The following is a 16748-nucleotide window of genomic DNA, read 5'->3' on the forward strand; positions in this document are numbered from 1 at the left end:
TAAACCCAGATACCGGAGGCCTCACTCATTCAACGACTGCGACACTCCTTCTGACGGAAACGCGGTTCAAGATCACTTTTGAAACATGCCCTAGCCTCAAACTTTCGTCTGGCTAGGCTGACCTGCGGATAAGTCGTAGGTGACAGCGTTGTCGGATGAAGGCATGCGGGATCGCCGGCGCTGCATTCGCCGGCTCTCCATGATTGCTCGTCGGTCCGTAGTTAATGCTCAGGCGGTGCGCAATGTGGTCCAGGCGGTGTCGATGAGGTGGTTGTAGGGCCAACCCTTCGGCAGTCGCAGCAATCGTCTCCTGCCGGTGTTGATGATCCGGCCGGCGACAGTGAGGATCCGCAGGCGCAGCCGTTTGGGTTCCCACCGGCGGACCGGTGCACGCTCACCCCAAGCAAGAGTCTGAGTCCAGGCCAGTAGTTCGGCTGCGAGGGAGACGATTTCGAGCCAGATCTGATTCTGGGCGAACCCGTGAAACGGCAGGTTCCGCATGCCGGTGTCCTTCAACCCGCGGATACGGTCCTCGGCTCGGGCCCGTTGCCGGTGCCGGACCTCGAGGACCGGCAGGGTCCAGCCGGGACCGCGGGTGTTGGTCGCGAAACAGGTGATCCGCCACCCGTCGGCATCGGTCAACCGCAACTGCGCGCCGGGATGCGGACGCTCACGTCGGACGATCACCCGCATCCCGGCGGGCCAGTCCTTCGGCCCGGGCCTGGTGACCCGGGTCGGTTCCGGCATCCACGCGGTCAACTCGGCGACCTGGGCGCCGTCACGAGGTTCACCGTCGCCGTCGACCGCCGCCCGCCACGCCTGAACAGGGATTGCCTCGATCGCCGTCTTCACCGTCTCGTGCGCGGGGAAGCCGATCGAATACTCGAGCCCGAGGTCGGTGATGTGATGCAGGAACGCTTTGGAGCACCCGCCGGAATCGGTACGTACCAACACCTGCCCACGCTCCGATGCAGGCAGCTGATCGAGGGCGTGGTCGAGGGCGGTGATGTGGTCCTCCTTGTCGAATGGGGAAGCCTTGCCCGGCCGCAGATCCAGGACCAGCGGTTCGCCGGTGCCGTGTTCGCCGTGGTCGACGAACACGCACATCGGCGAGAACCCGAACGTGCGCTTGTAGGTCGGCTCGGCGAGTTCCTTGTCCGAGTGCGCGGTCACCAGTGTCGAGTCCAGATCGACGATCACCTGACCACCGTCACGGTTGCCCGCGGTGCCGGCCAGTGGTCGGCGGCGATCCCACGCCGCTGCTCGAGCCGATGCACGAGCAGCCCGGATCGCGGGCAGCACCGTCTCGATTTCTGCGGCAAGGCCGGTGACCAGCCGGGACACCGTCGGATCGGAGGCGACCGGTCCGAACAGTTCGGGTTGGGCGCGCACCACCGCGAGGTCGGCGGCGCAGTCACCACCGAGCGCGATCGCCATGGCCAGGTCGATCAGCACCTTGCCCGGGTCATGACGTGATCGCGGCGCCCGCCACGGTGTCAACGCCGTCGACAGTGCCCGATCGACGCCACAGACCCTGACCGTCTCGCGCAGCAGCAGTGCCCCGGACGAGGAAATCAGCGACTCGCGGCGAGGATCGAGAACCAGAGCTGGGTACGGGTTAGGCTTCACCTGCGGAGTGCCTCTCTCGATGACGGATACTTGACCTTCGACAAGCCAAGAATCCACTACCGGACAGGCACTTCCGTGCTTTACACGCCGGGCTCAGCCCGCATGAGAAGAAATCTCCAGGCTAGCACAGGCACCGCCCGACACCCTTGACTGCGACCACATTGGACAACCGCTGATCACCCGCCTCTTCTACGACACCACCCGCAGCATCGAACACCCAGCGCAACGTGACACTGCTGCCACCGACACCTCCGCAAAGACACGAAACCCCGAGTCGGAGCGACGCCACCCACACCTGCTTGTAGTCGAACAGCGAAATTGATTCCTACATCGATAGGGTTGCCGACTTTGGTGATCGGCTCCGCAGCGAGCCCTTCGACGACTCGAGCAGACGGTCGATCAGCCCGTTGGGATGCACAGCACTCGGTCCCGAGTCGCCGTGCCCCGGAATCAGAGACTCCGGGGGCACAGGGCGTGCAGCTTCGAGGGGTGAGCTGCCTGGCGTGCAAAGCCATGCACCGAAACTCGGCGTTGGTGTGGAGTCGCTGCGGACCTGGACCCGCCAGGCCCTGATCGACGCCGACAAGACGCCCAAGGTGACCACTACGGAGCAGCAACGAATCAAAGAGCTCGAACGCGAAGTCCGCGACCTGCGGGAGGCCAACGAGATTCTGAAGTCGGCTTCGATTTTCGTCGCGAGGGAGCTCGACCCTCGCCGCCGCTGATCTACCAGTTCATCGACCAGATGCGTGCACAAGGACACAGGGCGCGAGTCGATCTGCGCCGTGCTCACCGAGCGTGGCATCAAGGTCGTCCCACGCACGTATCGGAACTGGAAAACCGCCGCTCCGCCCCCTCGGACCGTCACCGATGCGCACCTGACCAACGCCTTGCGGGCGACCGTCGGTATCGCCGAAGCACTCTACGGCCGACGGAAGATGAACGCGCACCTGCGCCAGCACGGTTACGAGGTTGCCGCATGCACGGTCGATCGGTCGATCGCGACTTCACGGCCGAGGCTCCGAACCGGAAATGGGTCACCGACTTCACGTACTGCCGGACGTGGGCGGGATTCGTGTACGTTGCATTCGTCATCGACTACTTCTCGCGGGCGATCGTCGGCCGGCACGCCGCCACCGTCAAGGACACTGCGATGGTCACCACCGCCTTGAAGATGGCACTGTGGCGACGTGACCACACCGGCCGCCCCGTCGGGGAAGGGTTGATCCACCATAGCGATGCCGGCAGTCGATACACGTACCAGGAACCACCATGATCGCAACGGTTCGCCCCGCGTCGAAATGGTCTGCACTGGAAAGGAACCCTGTCGGGACATCGAAAGGTGTACTCCTTGCCCTCTCAACTCCATCTCAACGTGTTCATCACCGGCACCGGTCACAACGAGGCGTCCTCGCATCTTCCCGGTACTGCACCCGAGCGGGTCGACGACGTCGACTACTTCCGCGAGATCGCGCAGACCGCTGAACGCTGAAAGTTCGACTCGATGTGCTTCTCACATCGGCCGCATGCGGACGACACAGCTGTGCAACTTCCTGAATAGGATAAACGAATCCCATTGCAACACTTAGAGTGAAACTGCCCATAAGTGAGCCGTTTCGACATGCACCTCAGAGCGTTTCGACGATCCTTACCGAATCTTGCAACAGGGGGAGACATGAATATGACACGCAAGAATCGCCGTCCTGAAAGTGGCAGTGCCCGGCGAGCAGCAGTGGCTCTCGCTGCCGGAGTTGTCGCCACGGCGTGCGGACTCGTCGGTCCAGCGGGCACTGTGTCTGCGGCACCGGTCACGCGCAGCAGCGAAACCTACACCCTTACACTCACATTCGATGGCCCGGTGACGTGCAACGGTGGGCCGATCTACACCTTGACCGACACCATCACCGTGACTGACTACTACCTCGAAAATCCCGGTGGAAGAGAAGTTTTCCGGTCAGTTCTCACGGAATCATTCACCGGTGTCCCACTGGATCCATCGCTTCCGACCGTCACCGCGACTACCGAAGGCCGAAGCACCGGGAGCACTTCGATACAGGGGGCCTTCACCAGCACGTATCGGGGGAAGACACTCGCGACCTACTCCGACGGAAGCACCGAAAGCGCCGTGTTCGTCGGCCACACGACCGTCAGCCCGTATTACCAAAGGGTCCTGAATTTCGAGAGATGCCATTGAATGTTCGCCTCTGAGCTTCTCGAGCCGAGTCCTGGAGCTCTCAGACCGGTCCGAATGCCGAGAGACCGAAGCAAGATCAGGCAAGAATCCACTCCCCTCGACGAACGAGTGTGTCGATGTGGTCGAGCGATCGGTGATCCGCTCGACCGGTGAGCGACGAACCTCCGCCGCACCGGTCTGGAAGTACCTCATGGACGTGGATAGTGTCCCCGTACACGAGGATCATCGACGACCTGGCGAATCAACGGGCCGACGGCGGTACGTACGTGGGTGATTCAGGGCTGACCACGGCAGTGCACCACATCGGTCAGGTCCTGACCGGCACGCCGGACTATGCCGTCCTGGGGAGAACGCTCCCGTACTCGTTCGAAGCGATCACTACCGCGATCCGCCTCGTCGAACAGGGTGCCCGATTCATCGCCACCAACCCGGACCGACCGGGCCGTCGCGAGAGGGATCGCTTCCGCTACCGGGCCGGTCGCACTGTTGATCATTGCTTTCTCCGCAGTTCGGGCCTGCCCGGGCTGCCCTCGTGATTGGCTGTACTCGCAAGCACGTGCTCGGCACGCGACGGCGGGAGTGACGGAGTGGTGCTGGGCATCGCGGTCCGAGTCGCGCTGGGCTGCAACGATCGGACACCGACGAGTCCGTGGCTGCAGTCGAGATACGCCCTGCTGGGCGCGGACTGCATCGACTGCCTCATCGTGGACGGAGCGTAGATGAATTCTTGGCAGTGGATTGTCACAGATCCCGGTCGAAGACTTCCTTCGCAACTCCGCGAAGGTGACTGCATCGCTGCTCGCAGGAGAGTGACGCCCGCACCAACGACACCCAGCGAAGCCGGTTCACGATGAGGCCCCCGCCTCACGCCGATCCGCAGTCTGTCCGTCATCGTGCACCATCGGGTCTGCCCGACGCCGCACTGCTCCCAGCTCGTCCACACGTAGTCGTCGTCGGCGCCGGTATCGCCGGTCTTGCGGCCACCACCGGCCTGGCCGAACGCGGCGTGAGCGTGGATGTCGTCGAACGCGAACACTATCTCGGCGGACGCGTCGGAGGCTGGACAGACCACCTCGCCGATGGCGCCCCGGTGGCGATGAACCGTGGATTCCATGCCTTCTTCCGGCAGTACTACAACTTGCGAGCATTGTTGCGCCGCAGCGATCCCGAACTCCGGTTCTTGACGCCTCTCGACGATTATCCCTTGATCGATGCTCACGGTCGACGAGACAGCTTCCGTGGTCTGCCCCGCACGCCGCCCTGGAATGCGCTTGCCTTCGTGCTGCGCAGCCCGACCTTCGGCCTGCGGGACCTGATACGCATCGATCACCGAGCCGCGGCGCCACTGGCGGCGGTGTCGGTTCCCGACATCTACCATCGACTCGACCGGTTCGACGCCGAGACGTTTCTGGAACGAATCAACTTCCCCACTGCCGCCCGGCACCTGGCATTCGAAGTGTTCTCGCGCAGTTTCTTCACCGAACCGGCGCACATGTCCGCAGCGGAGTTGGCCACGATGTTCCACATCTACTTTCTCGGCTCGAGCGAGGGCCTGCTCTTCGATGTGGCCGCAGCAAACTTCGACGAACTGTGGTCACCACTGCGCGAATACCTGACGTCCGGGCGGTCCGGATCCCGCACCGGCACTGTGCGCTTTCACACCGGCACCGAAATCACCGCCATCGACACCACCACCGCCGGAGTTCCGTTCCGGCTCTTCGACACCACCGGCGCCTGGGTGGACGCCGACGCTGTCGTCCTCTCCACCGATGTCGGCACGCTCGCCCACCCTGGGTGACGCGGCTTGGCGGAAGCGGATCGAGAATATGGGCACCGCACCCGAATTCTTCGTGCAGCGTCTCTGGCTCGACCGGCCCGTCGACGAGGACCGCCCCGCGTTTGTGGGCACCGGAAGCCTGCATCCGCTCGACAACATCAGCGTCGTCGACCGCTACGAGCGTCAAGCCCGCGACTGGGCTCGTCACCGCGGCGGTTCGGTGATCGAACTGCACGCCTATGCTCTGCCGGAGACCGCAGCCGACGGCCCGGACCGGGCTGCACTGCGACAGCAGATGCTCGCGCGACTGCACGCCCTGTACCCCGAAACCGCGGACGCCCGCATCCTCGGCGAGCGGCTGCAGTACCGGCGTGACTGCCCCCGGCTCGCCCCCGGAGACTTCGGCTCCCGACCCACCGTGACCACCCCACACCGCGGGCTGGTGCTGGCCGGGGACGGAATCCGTATAGACCTGCCGGTGGCTCTGATGGAACGCGCCGCCACTACCGGTTGGTCGGCGGCGAATCACCTGCTCGCCCAATGGGGCGTGAGCGGCCATGACCTGTACACCGTGCCCAACCAAGGTCGATCGGCGCTGCTCCGACGATTGGCCACTCGAGAGAGTTATGTGCCATGAGCATTCTGGAACCGCTGTACCGGCGGTGGCCTCCTACATGGCCGCTGCAACCCCTCCCATCGACCACCTGGACCGAGCAACAACCCACCTACCAGGCTGCCGATCCCCGCTTGATCACGGCGGTTCTCGATCGAGCGCAGCGACGGCCTTCCGGTAATTGGTACGTATTCGCCGCCAGCGACGCCGTCGGTACCGATCGTCCGCTGTCCGTCACCGTCGCGGGCGTCGAAATCGTCGCCTGGCGCGATTCTCGGCGGCACTTGCATGTCGGCCCAGGGGCCTGCCCACACCTCGGTGCGCCCCTGGCGTCGGCGGTCCTCGATTGCGACACCCTCGTGTGCCGGTGGCACGGACTCCGTGTCGGCCCCCGGAGCGGGCATGGTTGGGCTCCGTTCCCTGGCCATGACGACGGCGTTCTGGCATGGGTCCGTCTCGATCACGTCGGCAACGAACCCCCACTGGACGCACCTGTGATTCCGGCGCGGCCGCCGGCCGGCACCCACCTGGCCGCCATAGCGACACTCACCGGAATCTGCGAGACGACAGACATCATCGCCAACCGACTCGATCCGTGGCACGGTGCGTGGTTTCACCCGTACTCCTTCACCCACCTCGAGGTCCTCGATGCGCCCAGCCGCGACCGCGCCGATGACGACAACGACCGATTCCGTGTCGCTGTGACCTTCCGCGTCGGCAACCGGCTCGGCGTCCCGGTGCAGGCCGAGTTCACGAGCCCAGAACCTCGTACCGTGGTGATGCGCATCGTCGACGGTGAAGGCACCGACAGTGTCGTCGAAACCCACACCACTCCTGTCGGCACTGGGGCCGACGGACGGCCGCGCACCTGCGTCATCGAGGCCGTCATCGCCAATTCCCCCCGACGCGGCTTCGCCACCGCACGCCGTGCACACCGGGCCCTCGCTCCTCTGCTGCGTAGCGCAGCTACCCGACTGTGGCGCGACGACCTGGCCTACGCTGAACGGCGTTACCAGCAACGCACCCTGACCGAGCGCAGTGCCCGTCCCCGGTCGTCCACCTGAAGGCCGCCGAGCACCTGTCGCCACCCGGCTACCGCTTCATCGGGAGCTGCCGTTATCGATCGCTGTTGAGGTAGGCCAGGGTCGCCAGCACCCGTCGATCGCCGGAATCACCCAGGGGCAGTTTGGCGAAGATGTTCCCGACGTGTTTCCGCACGGCTGCCTCCGAGACGATCAACCGGTTCGCGATCTGGGGGTTGGTCATCCCCTGTGCGATGAGTCCCAGCACCTCCAGTTCCCGCGGCGACAGGGTGGCCAGCGGACCGTTTCGTCCCGACCGGCCGATGAGCGCGGTGATGATGTCGGGGTCGATCACCGTTGCGCCACGGGCGATCGCGGTCAGTGTGTCCAGGAAGTGGCGGACGTGGGCGACCCGGTCCTTGAGCAGGTAGCCGAGTCCCGCCCGCCCCACCGGGGCGCGGTCGTCGATCAGGTCGTCGAGGGAGGCGACAGTGGTGTATTGCGAAAGGATGAGAATCGGCAGGTCCGGGCGCTGCTTCCGCAGGTGCAACGCAGCACGGATGCCCTCGTCGGTGTGGCTCGGCGGCATTCGCACGTCGGTGATGATGAGATCGGGCCGGTGCGCGAGGGTCGCCGCGACCAGATCGTCACCGGTGCCGACAGCGGCACTCACGGTGTGACCGTCGGACTCGACGACGGTGACGATCCCGGCACGCAACAACGGACTGTCCTCGGCCAGGACGATTCTCAACGCCGAGCCGGCAGCAGAATTCATGGGGTGGGGATCGGACATCTCATCATTATCTCGGTCGGGCCGCGATCAGGGCTGATGACGGTGAGCGTGCCGTCCACGGCATCGATGCGTGCCTTCAGCGAGTCCAGGCCGCGTCCGGGGAGTACCCGAGCGTTCCCGACCCCGTCGTCGATGACGGTCATCTGCCACGACGCCCCCGCACGGCGGGCCGAGATCGTCGCTGTCGTGGCACCGGAATGCTTGACGATGTTGGTCAGCGCCTCGGCGACCACCCGGTAGGCCGCATCTTCGATCGCGGGCGGAAGCCGGTCCGGAGTTTCGGTATCCCCGAGATCGACGTCGACGGGCAGCGGGTAGGTCCCCACGAGATCCGTGACGGCGGCGGCAAGTCCGTGCTCGGCCAGTGCCCGGGGCGAGATGCCGAGGATCACCGCTCGCAGTTCGGCAAGTGCCTCGTCGAGGTGCCCGTGGGCGAGACCGGCAAGTTGTCCTGTCGGGTCGTCTCCGTGGACGGACTCGGCCATACCGAGAGTCAACGCGAGCGCGACCAGGCGATGCTGGACACGATCGTGGAGTTCGCTCTCGATCCGGCGCCGTTCGTGTTCGACCGCCTCGAGCAGTGATGCCCGCGACTCGGTCAGGCGCGCGACCTCCCGGCGCAGTTCCGAGCCGCCGACGATCGACCAGGTCGCCAGGCGGATGTTCGCCAAGGACACCAGACCCACCAGGTAGGCGGTAGCCACCGTCGTGATCACGCCGATCGTCAGTGCGATCCACGCGTCGCCTTCGGTGCCGACCTGCCAGAGCAACACCGTGACGGTACCGTCGCGGACCAGCCACGGCGACGCGAGCAGGACCACGTCGATCAGGAGGACGAACAGCGTGAAAGCGAAGGTCACCGGGCTGATGACCGCGACGAGAAGGACGTAGGCGATGCGCCGCCGGACCGGCATCGCACCGTCGGCCGCGGCGAGGTCGGCCTCGACCCGGAATCGCCCCGCGATCTCACCGTCGATCAACGACAACCGCGACGCCTCCACGTTCAGCAGAGGCGCCCACAGCGCCGCCCGAGCGCCCCGCGCCGCGCCGGCGACGAGCAGTGGCAACAGGAGCAATGCGATGGCCGGTCCGGAGACGGCGGCCATCGCGTTCGCCGAGAACGCCCGCACCGGCCAGGCCCCGAGCAGATAGCGGGGCCCGGCCTGCAGCGCATCCGTCAGAGAGCGAGGATCAGTGTGCGGCATGGTCACTGTCGTTCGGTCCCCCATCCACACGGGCCCATCCGCGCGCCGCTCCGATGTGCCCCGTCGCGACGACTGCGACGACGAAGGGGGTGAGGCCGGCACACAGCAGCAGCGTAGTCGCACCGGCACCGAAGGAATCGCCGAGTATCAGGTAGAGCCCCTGCGAGGCAACGAGGTTGCAGCCGGCGTGCAGCATCGCAGCCGGCCAGACCGACCCGGTCTGCGACCACAGCCACCCGATGATGAACTCGAGCAGGACACTCAACGGAACCCACAGAAGCATGGCCACGACGGCGTCGCTCACCTGCACGTGGCCGCCGAAGTAGCCGATCCACGGCAACGGCCAATGCCATACGCCCCAGATCGCTCCGGTGAGAAATGTCGTCATGATCGGACGGCCCGGGACCAGACGGTCCCGCAGGTAGGCGGTCCAGCCGTACTCCTCACCCCAGAAGATCGGTGCGGCCAGGACACAGATCAACGGCCCTGCAGCGAGGTAGATCCACGACGAGCCGCTCACCGCAGCGTCCGACGGCGACCAGCCGACGAGCATCGCCGCACCGATCGCGACGAGCAGCACACCCCACGGAATCGTCACGGCAGTCATCAGGTGTCGCCAGGATCCTCGCACGTCCAAGCCCATGCCCGAGTTCGCAAACCCCTGCCGTGTCACCCACCTCCGCACCACACACGCGGCGATCGCGGGGACGAAGGCCGCCGTTCCGAGCTGGATCAGCACATTGTCCATGGATCCACCCGCAAGGTGCACCCCCAGCCAGGGCAGCCACGCACCGCCGAAGGCGATCAGCAGAAACCACAGCACACCACGCCTGCGGACGCGCGCGGACTCACGGAGAGCAGCAGTCGTCGGATGATCCGCGGCGGACGGGAGGAGAGGGCCGCGTGGTCGTGAGTACATTGTCATGACAGCTATTTCACCGTTGCCGGGCAGAGGGAACACTCCCCCACACGCCCGCTTCGGGGTAGCGCACGCGCTACCCCGAAGCACTGCGGTGCGGGGGTCCGACCCATGGCCGACGACTCCCGGTCGGCCGCGGCCGACCGGGAGCAGCGTTCAGGATCTTTCGGCGGCGATGTCGGACGGCCCGGTGGTGGAACGATCGGTACGGCGTGCCCGCAGCACCGAGTCATGCACCTGCACTTCCTCACCCGAGTGGGGGTGAACCACCGTCCGTGGCCGGGCCTCACAGACTTCCACCTCCCATTTCTCCGCGTCCAGCGCCGGCACCAAATCCTCCGGCGTGAACAGGAACGAACGATCGCCGTGGCGCAACCCGGTCGCCATGTCGTCCGGGTGGTGCCCGACGACCAGCAGGGTCCCGCCGGGAGCGACCGCGGCGGCGAGCCGTCGGGTCAGATCGATCATCCCGCCGTCGGGTAGATGCATGAACTGCGATGAGACGAGATCCCAGTGCTCCTCTCCGGGCTGCCAGCTACGGACGTCGACTGCACGGGTGGTCACGCGGTCGCCGAGACCGGCCTCGGCTGCATGCGCTGCGGTCTTCTCCAGTGCCGCGACGGCGAAGTCCAGCGCCGTCACCGACCAGCCACGACCGGCCAGCCAGATCGCGTCCGCCCCTTCACCGCAGCCCACATCCAAGGCTCGCCCCGGCGTCATGGACGCTGTCTCGGCTTCGAGCTGAGGGTTGACCCGCCCGCTCCAGATCCGCTCGCCGGCGTAACGCTGCTCCCATGCGGGCCGCTCGAACATCTCGGCGCGCCGCTGTGCGACCGCACGGTCGGCGTCCTCCGACGCCAGATCGGCATTGATGAACGCGCCCACCCGGTTTCCGTGGGCAGCCGAGGCCATCAGTGTCATGCTGACGTCGGTGACATTGCCTGCTGCGTAGAGACCGGGTACACCGGTCGCACCCAGTGAGTCGACGGCGATCACCGACCCCATCGAGGTCCCGCCGATCTCGACCTCCTGCGGTGTGACACCGAGAGACTCCAGGAAGTTCAGGCGCACCCGAGGGCGGGGGGCCACGACGATCGCGGCGCGCTCGAGCAGCGAACCGTCGGCCAGCCGCAATCCGACCAGCCGATCACCCTCGGCGACGACCTCCTGGACGGTGCCGTACTCCATCCGGACGCCGATGGCGACCATCCGCTCCACCTCGGACGGCGACAACTCGACGCCGTCGGCCACGATCACGACGACATCGTCCGTGAGCTGACGGAACAACAAAGCCTGATGCGGCGCAAACGAACTCGTCGCCAACACGGCGATCGGTCTGTCGCGCACCTCCCAGCCGTGGCAGTAGGGGCAGTGCAGGACATCGCGGCCCCATCGCTCGGCGAGCCCGGGGACGTCGGGCAGCTCGTCCACCACGCCGGCGGTGATCAGCACACGCCGCGCGGCGATTTCGCGCCCACTCTCCGTGGCGACCGTGAAGCCGCGCTCGGTGCGGGTAACCGCTGTCACGCGGTCGCTCACCGATTCCACGCCGTAGGCCGCAATCTCGCCGCGGCCGTCGGCCAAGAGCTCGAGCGGCGCGACGCTCTCGCGGCCGAGATAGTTGTGGGCGTGCTCGGCAGGGGCGTTGCGGGGTTCACCGGCGTCGATCACCAGTACCTTGCGGCGAGACCGGCCCAGCGCCATGGCGCCGCCGAGACCGGACGCCCCGCCGCCTACTACCACCACATCGAAGCTCGTGTTCTCTCTCATGCCTTCAAGAGTGTCGACTGGTGCGCAATATGGCAAAGTGTTTTGCTGAATTGGCAAATCTCCAGGTTGTCACCTGTTGTCGGTAGGTGGGTACGACCGTCCGGGGTGCGCCCCGACGAGCCTGCGCTCGGCAACGAGCTCCGGGGCGAACGAAGGCCGGAAGGGATGCGCTCCCGGCGGCGGGGATGTTCGCGATGACGAATCCGTACGGGCGGAAGGAGATCGGCCGTACGCCGATTCGGTGCCGAGCGACGGGTGGTGGTCGTCGACTGCGATCGCTCGCAAGCCACTCGCGACAGTGCTAGGTTTCGCACATGACCGCGGAGGGGCCCGCTGGGTCCACACGTACCGTCGCTCGCCAGTGCACCCTGTGTGAGGCGCACTGCGGAATTCTCGTCACCGTCGACCGGGACAGAGTCACCCGCATCCAGGGTGATCCCGACGACGTGCTCTCGCACGGCTACATCTGCCCGAAGGCCACCGCGCTCGCGGATCTGCATCACGACCCGGACCGGTTGCGGCGTCCGATGCGTCGTGTCGGCGACGGCTTCGAGGAGATCGGCTGGGACGAGGCGTTCGCTCTCGCCGGGGACCGGTTGCGCGCCGTCCAGCGACGGCACGGTCGCGACGCGATCGCGATGTACCTGGGTAATCCGGCGGCACACAGTTCGTCGGTTCTCTACGGCATCGCGTTGCGGGTTGCCCTCCTCACCCGGAAGTTCTACTCGGCGTCCTCGATCGACCAGTTCCCGCAGGAGTTCGCGGCGTGGAAGATGTTCGGCTCGAACGTGTTGATGCCGATCGCGGACATCGATCGCACCGACCGACTGCTGATTCTCGGGGCCAATCCCGCGGTGTCCAACGGCTCGGTCACCACGATGCCCGACGCACGCGGACGCATCGCCGCGATTCGCCGCCGCGGCGGCTCGGTCGTCGTCGTCGACCCCCGGCGTACCGAGACGGCGCGGCTGGCGGACGAACACGTCGCGGTACGTCCGGGTGGCGATCCGTACCTTCTGCTCGGCATGCTGCACACGATCTTCGCCGACGGTATTCGCCCGGCACCTGGCACCGTTGCGCTGGGCGGGATGGACGAACTCGCCGAGATGGTCGCAGCCTGCCCACCCGAGAAGATGGCGCCCCGCGCCGGGGTGGACGCCGAGACGATCCGGCGGCTGGCGCGCGATCACACCGCGGCACGGTCCGCGGTCGCGTACGCCCGCATCGGTGTCTGCCATCAGGTCACCGGCACCCTCACCCACTGGCTGGTGAACACCCTCAACGCCGTGACCGGAAACCTCGACCGGCCGGGTGGTCAGATGTTCTCGACGCCGCCGATCGACGCGGCTCGTCTCCTACGGCGGCTCGGTTCCGGATACGGGCTGTGGAGCAGCCGCACCGGCGAGCACAAGTCGTTCCGCACGGAACTGCCGGTGGTGGGTTTGGCAGACGAGATTCTCGGGGACGAGCAGGACGCCGTAGGTCCCGTCCGTGCGCTGGTCACGTACGCCGGAAACCCGGTGCTGTCCACCCCACAGGGCGGCCGTCTCGACAAGGCTCTCGACAGTCTCGACTTCTTCGTCGCGGTCGACATGTACGTCACCGAGACTTCCAGGCACGCCGACCTGATCCTTCCGCCGGTATCCCACCTCGAACGGGAGGAGTTCGACTTCCTGTTCCCGGTGTTCTCCGTCCGCAACAACGCACGGTTCAGTGCCCGCGTGTTCGAGCCTGCAGCGGACGCGCTCGAGGACTGGGAGATTCTGTCGCGCCTGACGCTCGAGGTGCTTCCGCTTCCGTTCCGGAAGCAGTCGACTCGCCCGCTCCGCGCCGTGTTCGATCGACTCGGCCCACTACGGCTGGGTGCACTCGGCATCCTGACCGGGCCCCACGGAGTACTGCGTCGTGGACGTCGAGGATTGACGCTCGGGCAAGTCCGGCGCACCCGCGGCGGAATCGACCTCGGTCCGCTGCAACCTCGCCTCCGGTCCCTGCTGGCCACCCGGGACCGCCGCGTGCACGTGGCACCGCCGGAGTTCGTCGACGAGACACGTCGCCTGCTCACCGAAACCGAGAACGACCAGCGGGAAACCGAATTCGATCTCAGGTTGATAGGACGCCGCCATCTGCGATCGAACAATTCTTGGCTGCACAACATCCCGACGATGGTCAAAGGCCGCGACCGGTGCACGGTCCTGATGCATCCCGACGACGCCGCGGTCCGGTCGCTCGTTCAGGGCCAGCCGGTGACCGTGCGCTCCCGAATCGGCAGCATCGTGGTGCCCCTCGAGGTCAGCGACGAGATCCGGGCCGGCACCGTCGCGATCCCGCACGGCTGGGGCCACGACGAGAAAGGTGTCGGCTGGTCCACCGCCGCCGCGCATCCCGGTGCCAATGTCAACCTTCTGCACGATCCGGCGATCACCGACACCTTCACCGGCAACGCCGCTGTGAACGCGACGATGGTGAACGTGGCCGCGACGAACGAGCGCTCCCCCGTCCGGAACGCAGGCACTCGCTAGTTGTTTCTCCTTCGAGTGCTCGGGTCTTCGTCATTCTCACGTCGTCCGGCGGCAGTTCGGACTGCCCGGACGTCCGGGTGCGGGCCCTGCGACAGCAACGGAAATCGCAAGGCGAAGGGCAAGAGTGCCGCAACGACCAGCGACACCACCAGAACCCCGAGCGCCACCCCCGACAGCACGTCGTGGACGTAGTGCACACCTGCCATCACGCGGGAGAACGCAAGCAACGCCGCGACCGGCGCAACCACCCAGATCAGCCGCGGGGCAGCGAGGATGCAGGCGGTCGCGAACGACGCAGCGATGACGGAATGATTCGACGGCCAGGACCAGTCCCCCACCTCGGGACATTCCAGAACCGTCTCGATGCCGAGCGCGCGACACGGTCGTGGTTCGGTCACCACCAACTTGACGAGTTCGCTCGACAGATAGGCGGATACCACCCCGATTCCGCCCACGACCAGGGTCCCGAAGCCGCGCCGATCGTTGCGCCACGACCACGCCGCAAGCACGGCGGTGAAGGCGACGAGAGCCAGCAAGCCCTTGTCGGCGATGAGTCCGGCAACGGGTCCGAGGAAAGAAGCTTCCACGGTCTGCGCGACCGACAGGTAGAGACGATCACGGATCGGCACCGTCGCGGCAGCGAGCAGAGCCAGTACCAGTGCGAGGCCCACGGCAGGGATGAGCATCGAGCGGATCAATCGTGGGGATACGCCAGGTGAACTCTCGGTGACGACCATGACCGAATACGCTAGCGCGCGCTTTCCGGTGCGCGCAGATCGGCAGGTCCTGTTGTGTTGACTCTGGCTCACGAGCCTGTGATCGACGCCTGGGCGCCGACACGGACGAGGTCCCGGACCCCTGAGGGATCCGGGACCTCGAGCGGCCGAACGGGTCAGCGGCGCACGCCGCGGCCGGTGACGGCCTTGACGAGGAACAGCAGGATGACCGCACCGAGGAGGCAGGTCAGGAAGCTGAAGATCAGTCCGCCGCCTTCTACGTCCACTCCGAAGAGCTGGAGCAGGAAACCACCGATCAAGCCGCCGATGACGCCGACGACGATGTTGAGGAGAATGCCCTGCTGGGCGTCGGTGCCCATGATCTTGCTGCCGATCCAACCGGCGAGACCACCGATGATGATCCAGCCGAGGATTCCGAGTCCGAGCATGTGCGCGTTCCTTTCGTGAACACTGGCGAGTTCGTCCCAACGCATGTACCCCGTTGTCTCACCAGTCACACCTGTCACTTCTGTCGGGTTCGAGGGACTCACTTCTGTCAGCTCAAGCGTGACACGATCTCGGTGCCCGGAAGGTCGGATTCGGCTGTTTTACCGAACTCGGTGCCGCGACCGATCGAAGGTCCTCATACCGCGCATCCGCTTCGGAAGAAGGGCTCACGCTGGCACACTCGTGCCCATGAACCAGCGTCCCGTCACGATCACCGTCACCGGTCATGCCGAGCAGACGGTCGCACCCAACCGATGCACGGTCGTCTTGCGCGTGCACTCCGACGGCACGTCACGCAAGCGAGCCGCCGAACCTGTTGCCGACGCCGTCGCCACCATCACCGATCTCGTCACCGGGCTACGTGAGCGCTCTCCCAGCCCGGTGAAACGATGGACCTTCGACCGAGTGCACCACAGCCGCCGGCGCCCCTACCACCGCGAGGGCAAGAGCCGGCCGTGGGTGTACAACTCCTCGGCGACGATCACCGTGACCTTCCTCGACTCGGAGGCGGTGGGTGCGTTCGTCGATCAGGTCGCCGCGCTCGAAGTGGTCACCGTGTCCGATCTTCGCTGGTGGCTCAGCCGCAATGCAGAGCAGAAGCGACTTGCACAGGTCCGCGATCTCGCGGTGCGCGATGCCCTCGACAAAGCGAAGGCGTACACGAAATCCCTCGGCCACAACACCGTTCACGCAGTGGCGATCGCCGATCCCGGGATGCTCGGCTCCCGCCCCTCTCCCGACCACACCTCCGGCGCTCCCATGATGCGCACCGCGATGCTGCTGTCGGATGCGGTGAGCACCCCCGAGGAATCAGACCCCGAATTGGTCTTCGAACCCGGCCGCATCACCCTCACCGCCGATGTCGAGGCGCGGTTCGAAGCCTCGTAGCCCCGCACATTCCGATCCCTTTCACGGTGCGGCAGAACTCGTCCGGAGCAGGTTGCTGCCGCCGGAGCGGTGGTCCCCGCTCATCCGGGCGCCGCCGACTAGGGCGTGTTTCAAAAGGTCGCTGGCTCATAGCCACTGACTGATTGCGGCGATCTGGACGGTGGCCAGATACCGCACTGCGAGTTTGTCGAAG

12 protein-coding genes and 3 pseudogenes are annotated in these 16748 nt (G+C 66.1%); 8 read left to right on the forward strand and 7 right to left on the reverse strand.

Annotated elements, in window-relative coordinates; translation table 11 throughout:
• Positions 1-228 precede the first annotated feature (228 nt).
• Positions 229-1629 (reverse strand): IS1380 family transposase, encoded by a 1401-nt coding sequence (locus ABZ789_RS22095; protein WP_358428635.1) that lies wholly within the window; start codon positions 1627-1629, stop codon positions 229-231.
• 503 nt (positions 1630-2132) lie between these two features.
• Here ABZ789_RS22095 and ABZ789_RS22100 point away from each other — a divergent pair.
• From ABZ789_RS22100 to ABZ789_RS22125, 6 genes and pseudogenes are all read left to right on the forward strand, one after another.
• Positions 2133-2354 carry a hypothetical protein gene (locus tag ABZ789_RS22100; RefSeq protein ID WP_358428638.1) on the forward strand — a complete coding sequence of 74 codons (222 nt, stop codon included), beginning with the start codon at positions 2133-2135 and terminating at the stop codon, positions 2352-2354.
• Positions 2355-2623: 269 nt separating this feature from the next.
• Positions 2624-2905, forward strand: a pseudogene (locus ABZ789_RS22105) (DDE-type integrase/transposase/recombinase); the annotation flags it as partial.
• 75 nt (positions 2906-2980) lie between these two features.
• A complete protein-coding gene (locus ABZ789_RS22110) occupies positions 2981-3121 on the forward strand; it encodes a hypothetical protein (protein ID WP_358428641.1) in 141 nt (46 codons plus the stop codon).
• Positions 3122-4056: 935 nt separating this feature from the next.
• A pseudogene (locus ABZ789_RS22115) lies at positions 4057-4289 on the forward strand (HAD family hydrolase); the annotation flags it as partial.
• A 384-nt stretch (positions 4290-4673) separates the two neighbouring features.
• A pseudogene (locus ABZ789_RS22120) lies at positions 4674-6237 on the forward strand (FAD-dependent oxidoreductase).
• Positions 6234-7277, forward strand: a complete 1044-nt coding sequence (locus ABZ789_RS22125; RefSeq protein ID WP_358428644.1) for a DUF5914 domain-containing protein — start codon at positions 6234-6236, stop codon at positions 7275-7277. The pseudogene ABZ789_RS22120 and the gene ABZ789_RS22125 overlap by 4 nt, the downstream one beginning before the upstream one ends.
• A 52-nt stretch (positions 7278-7329) precedes the next feature.
• On the opposite strand, the gene ABZ789_RS22130 is transcribed toward ABZ789_RS22125, so the two are convergent.
• From ABZ789_RS22130 to ABZ789_RS22145, 4 genes are all read right to left on the reverse strand, one after another.
• Positions 7330-8028: a response regulator transcription factor gene (locus tag ABZ789_RS22130; RefSeq protein ID WP_358428647.1), complete on the reverse strand. Its 699-nt coding sequence runs from the start codon at positions 8026-8028 to the stop codon at positions 7330-7332.
• Positions 8007-9233, reverse strand: a complete 1227-nt coding sequence (locus ABZ789_RS22135; RefSeq protein ID WP_358428650.1) for a sensor histidine kinase — start codon at positions 9231-9233, stop codon at positions 8007-8009. The genes ABZ789_RS22130 and ABZ789_RS22135 overlap by 22 nt, the downstream gene beginning before the upstream one ends.
• The gene (locus ABZ789_RS22140; protein WP_358428653.1) at positions 9220-10158 is read right to left on the reverse strand and encodes a CPBP family intramembrane glutamic endopeptidase; all 939 of its coding nucleotides are present in this window, start codon (positions 10156-10158) and stop codon (positions 9220-9222) included. Before ABZ789_RS22140 ends, ABZ789_RS22135 begins: the two co-directional genes overlap by 14 nt.
• 150 nt (positions 10159-10308) lie before the next feature.
• Positions 10309-11922, reverse strand: coding sequence for a bifunctional NAD(P)/FAD-dependent oxidoreductase/class I SAM-dependent methyltransferase (locus tag ABZ789_RS22145; RefSeq protein WP_358428656.1), 1614 nt, complete (start codon positions 11920-11922; stop codon positions 10309-10311).
• Between the two features lie 314 nt (positions 11923-12236).
• Between ABZ789_RS22145 and ABZ789_RS22150 the strand changes: the two genes are divergently transcribed.
• Entirely contained in the window at positions 12237-14444 is a 2208-nt protein-coding gene (locus ABZ789_RS22150) for a molybdopterin-dependent oxidoreductase (protein WP_358428659.1), read from the forward strand.
• On the opposite strand, the gene ABZ789_RS22155 is transcribed toward ABZ789_RS22150, so the two are convergent.
• Together ABZ789_RS22155 and ABZ789_RS22160 are read right to left on the reverse strand one after the other, a co-directional pair.
• Positions 14441-15181 (reverse strand): phosphatase PAP2 family protein, encoded by a 741-nt coding sequence (locus ABZ789_RS22155; protein WP_358428662.1) that lies wholly within the window; start codon positions 15179-15181, stop codon positions 14441-14443. The genes ABZ789_RS22150 and ABZ789_RS22155 overlap by 4 nt on opposite strands.
• A gap of 155 nt (positions 15182-15336) precedes the next feature.
• The gene (locus ABZ789_RS22160; protein WP_358428665.1) at positions 15337-15609 is read right to left on the reverse strand and encodes a GlsB/YeaQ/YmgE family stress response membrane protein; all 273 of its coding nucleotides are present in this window, start codon (positions 15607-15609) and stop codon (positions 15337-15339) included.
• A 247-nt stretch (positions 15610-15856) separates the two neighbouring features.
• Between ABZ789_RS22160 and ABZ789_RS22165 the strand changes: the two genes are divergently transcribed.
• Positions 15857-16555: an SIMPL domain-containing protein gene (locus tag ABZ789_RS22165; protein ID WP_358428668.1), complete on the forward strand. Its 699-nt coding sequence runs from the start codon at positions 15857-15859 to the stop codon at positions 16553-16555.
• Positions 16556-16748: the final 193 nt, after the last annotated feature.

The organism is Rhodococcus sp. NPDC047139, assembly GCF_040643435.1.
GTDB lineage: Bacteria > Actinomycetota > Actinomycetes > Mycobacteriales > Mycobacteriaceae > Rhodococcus.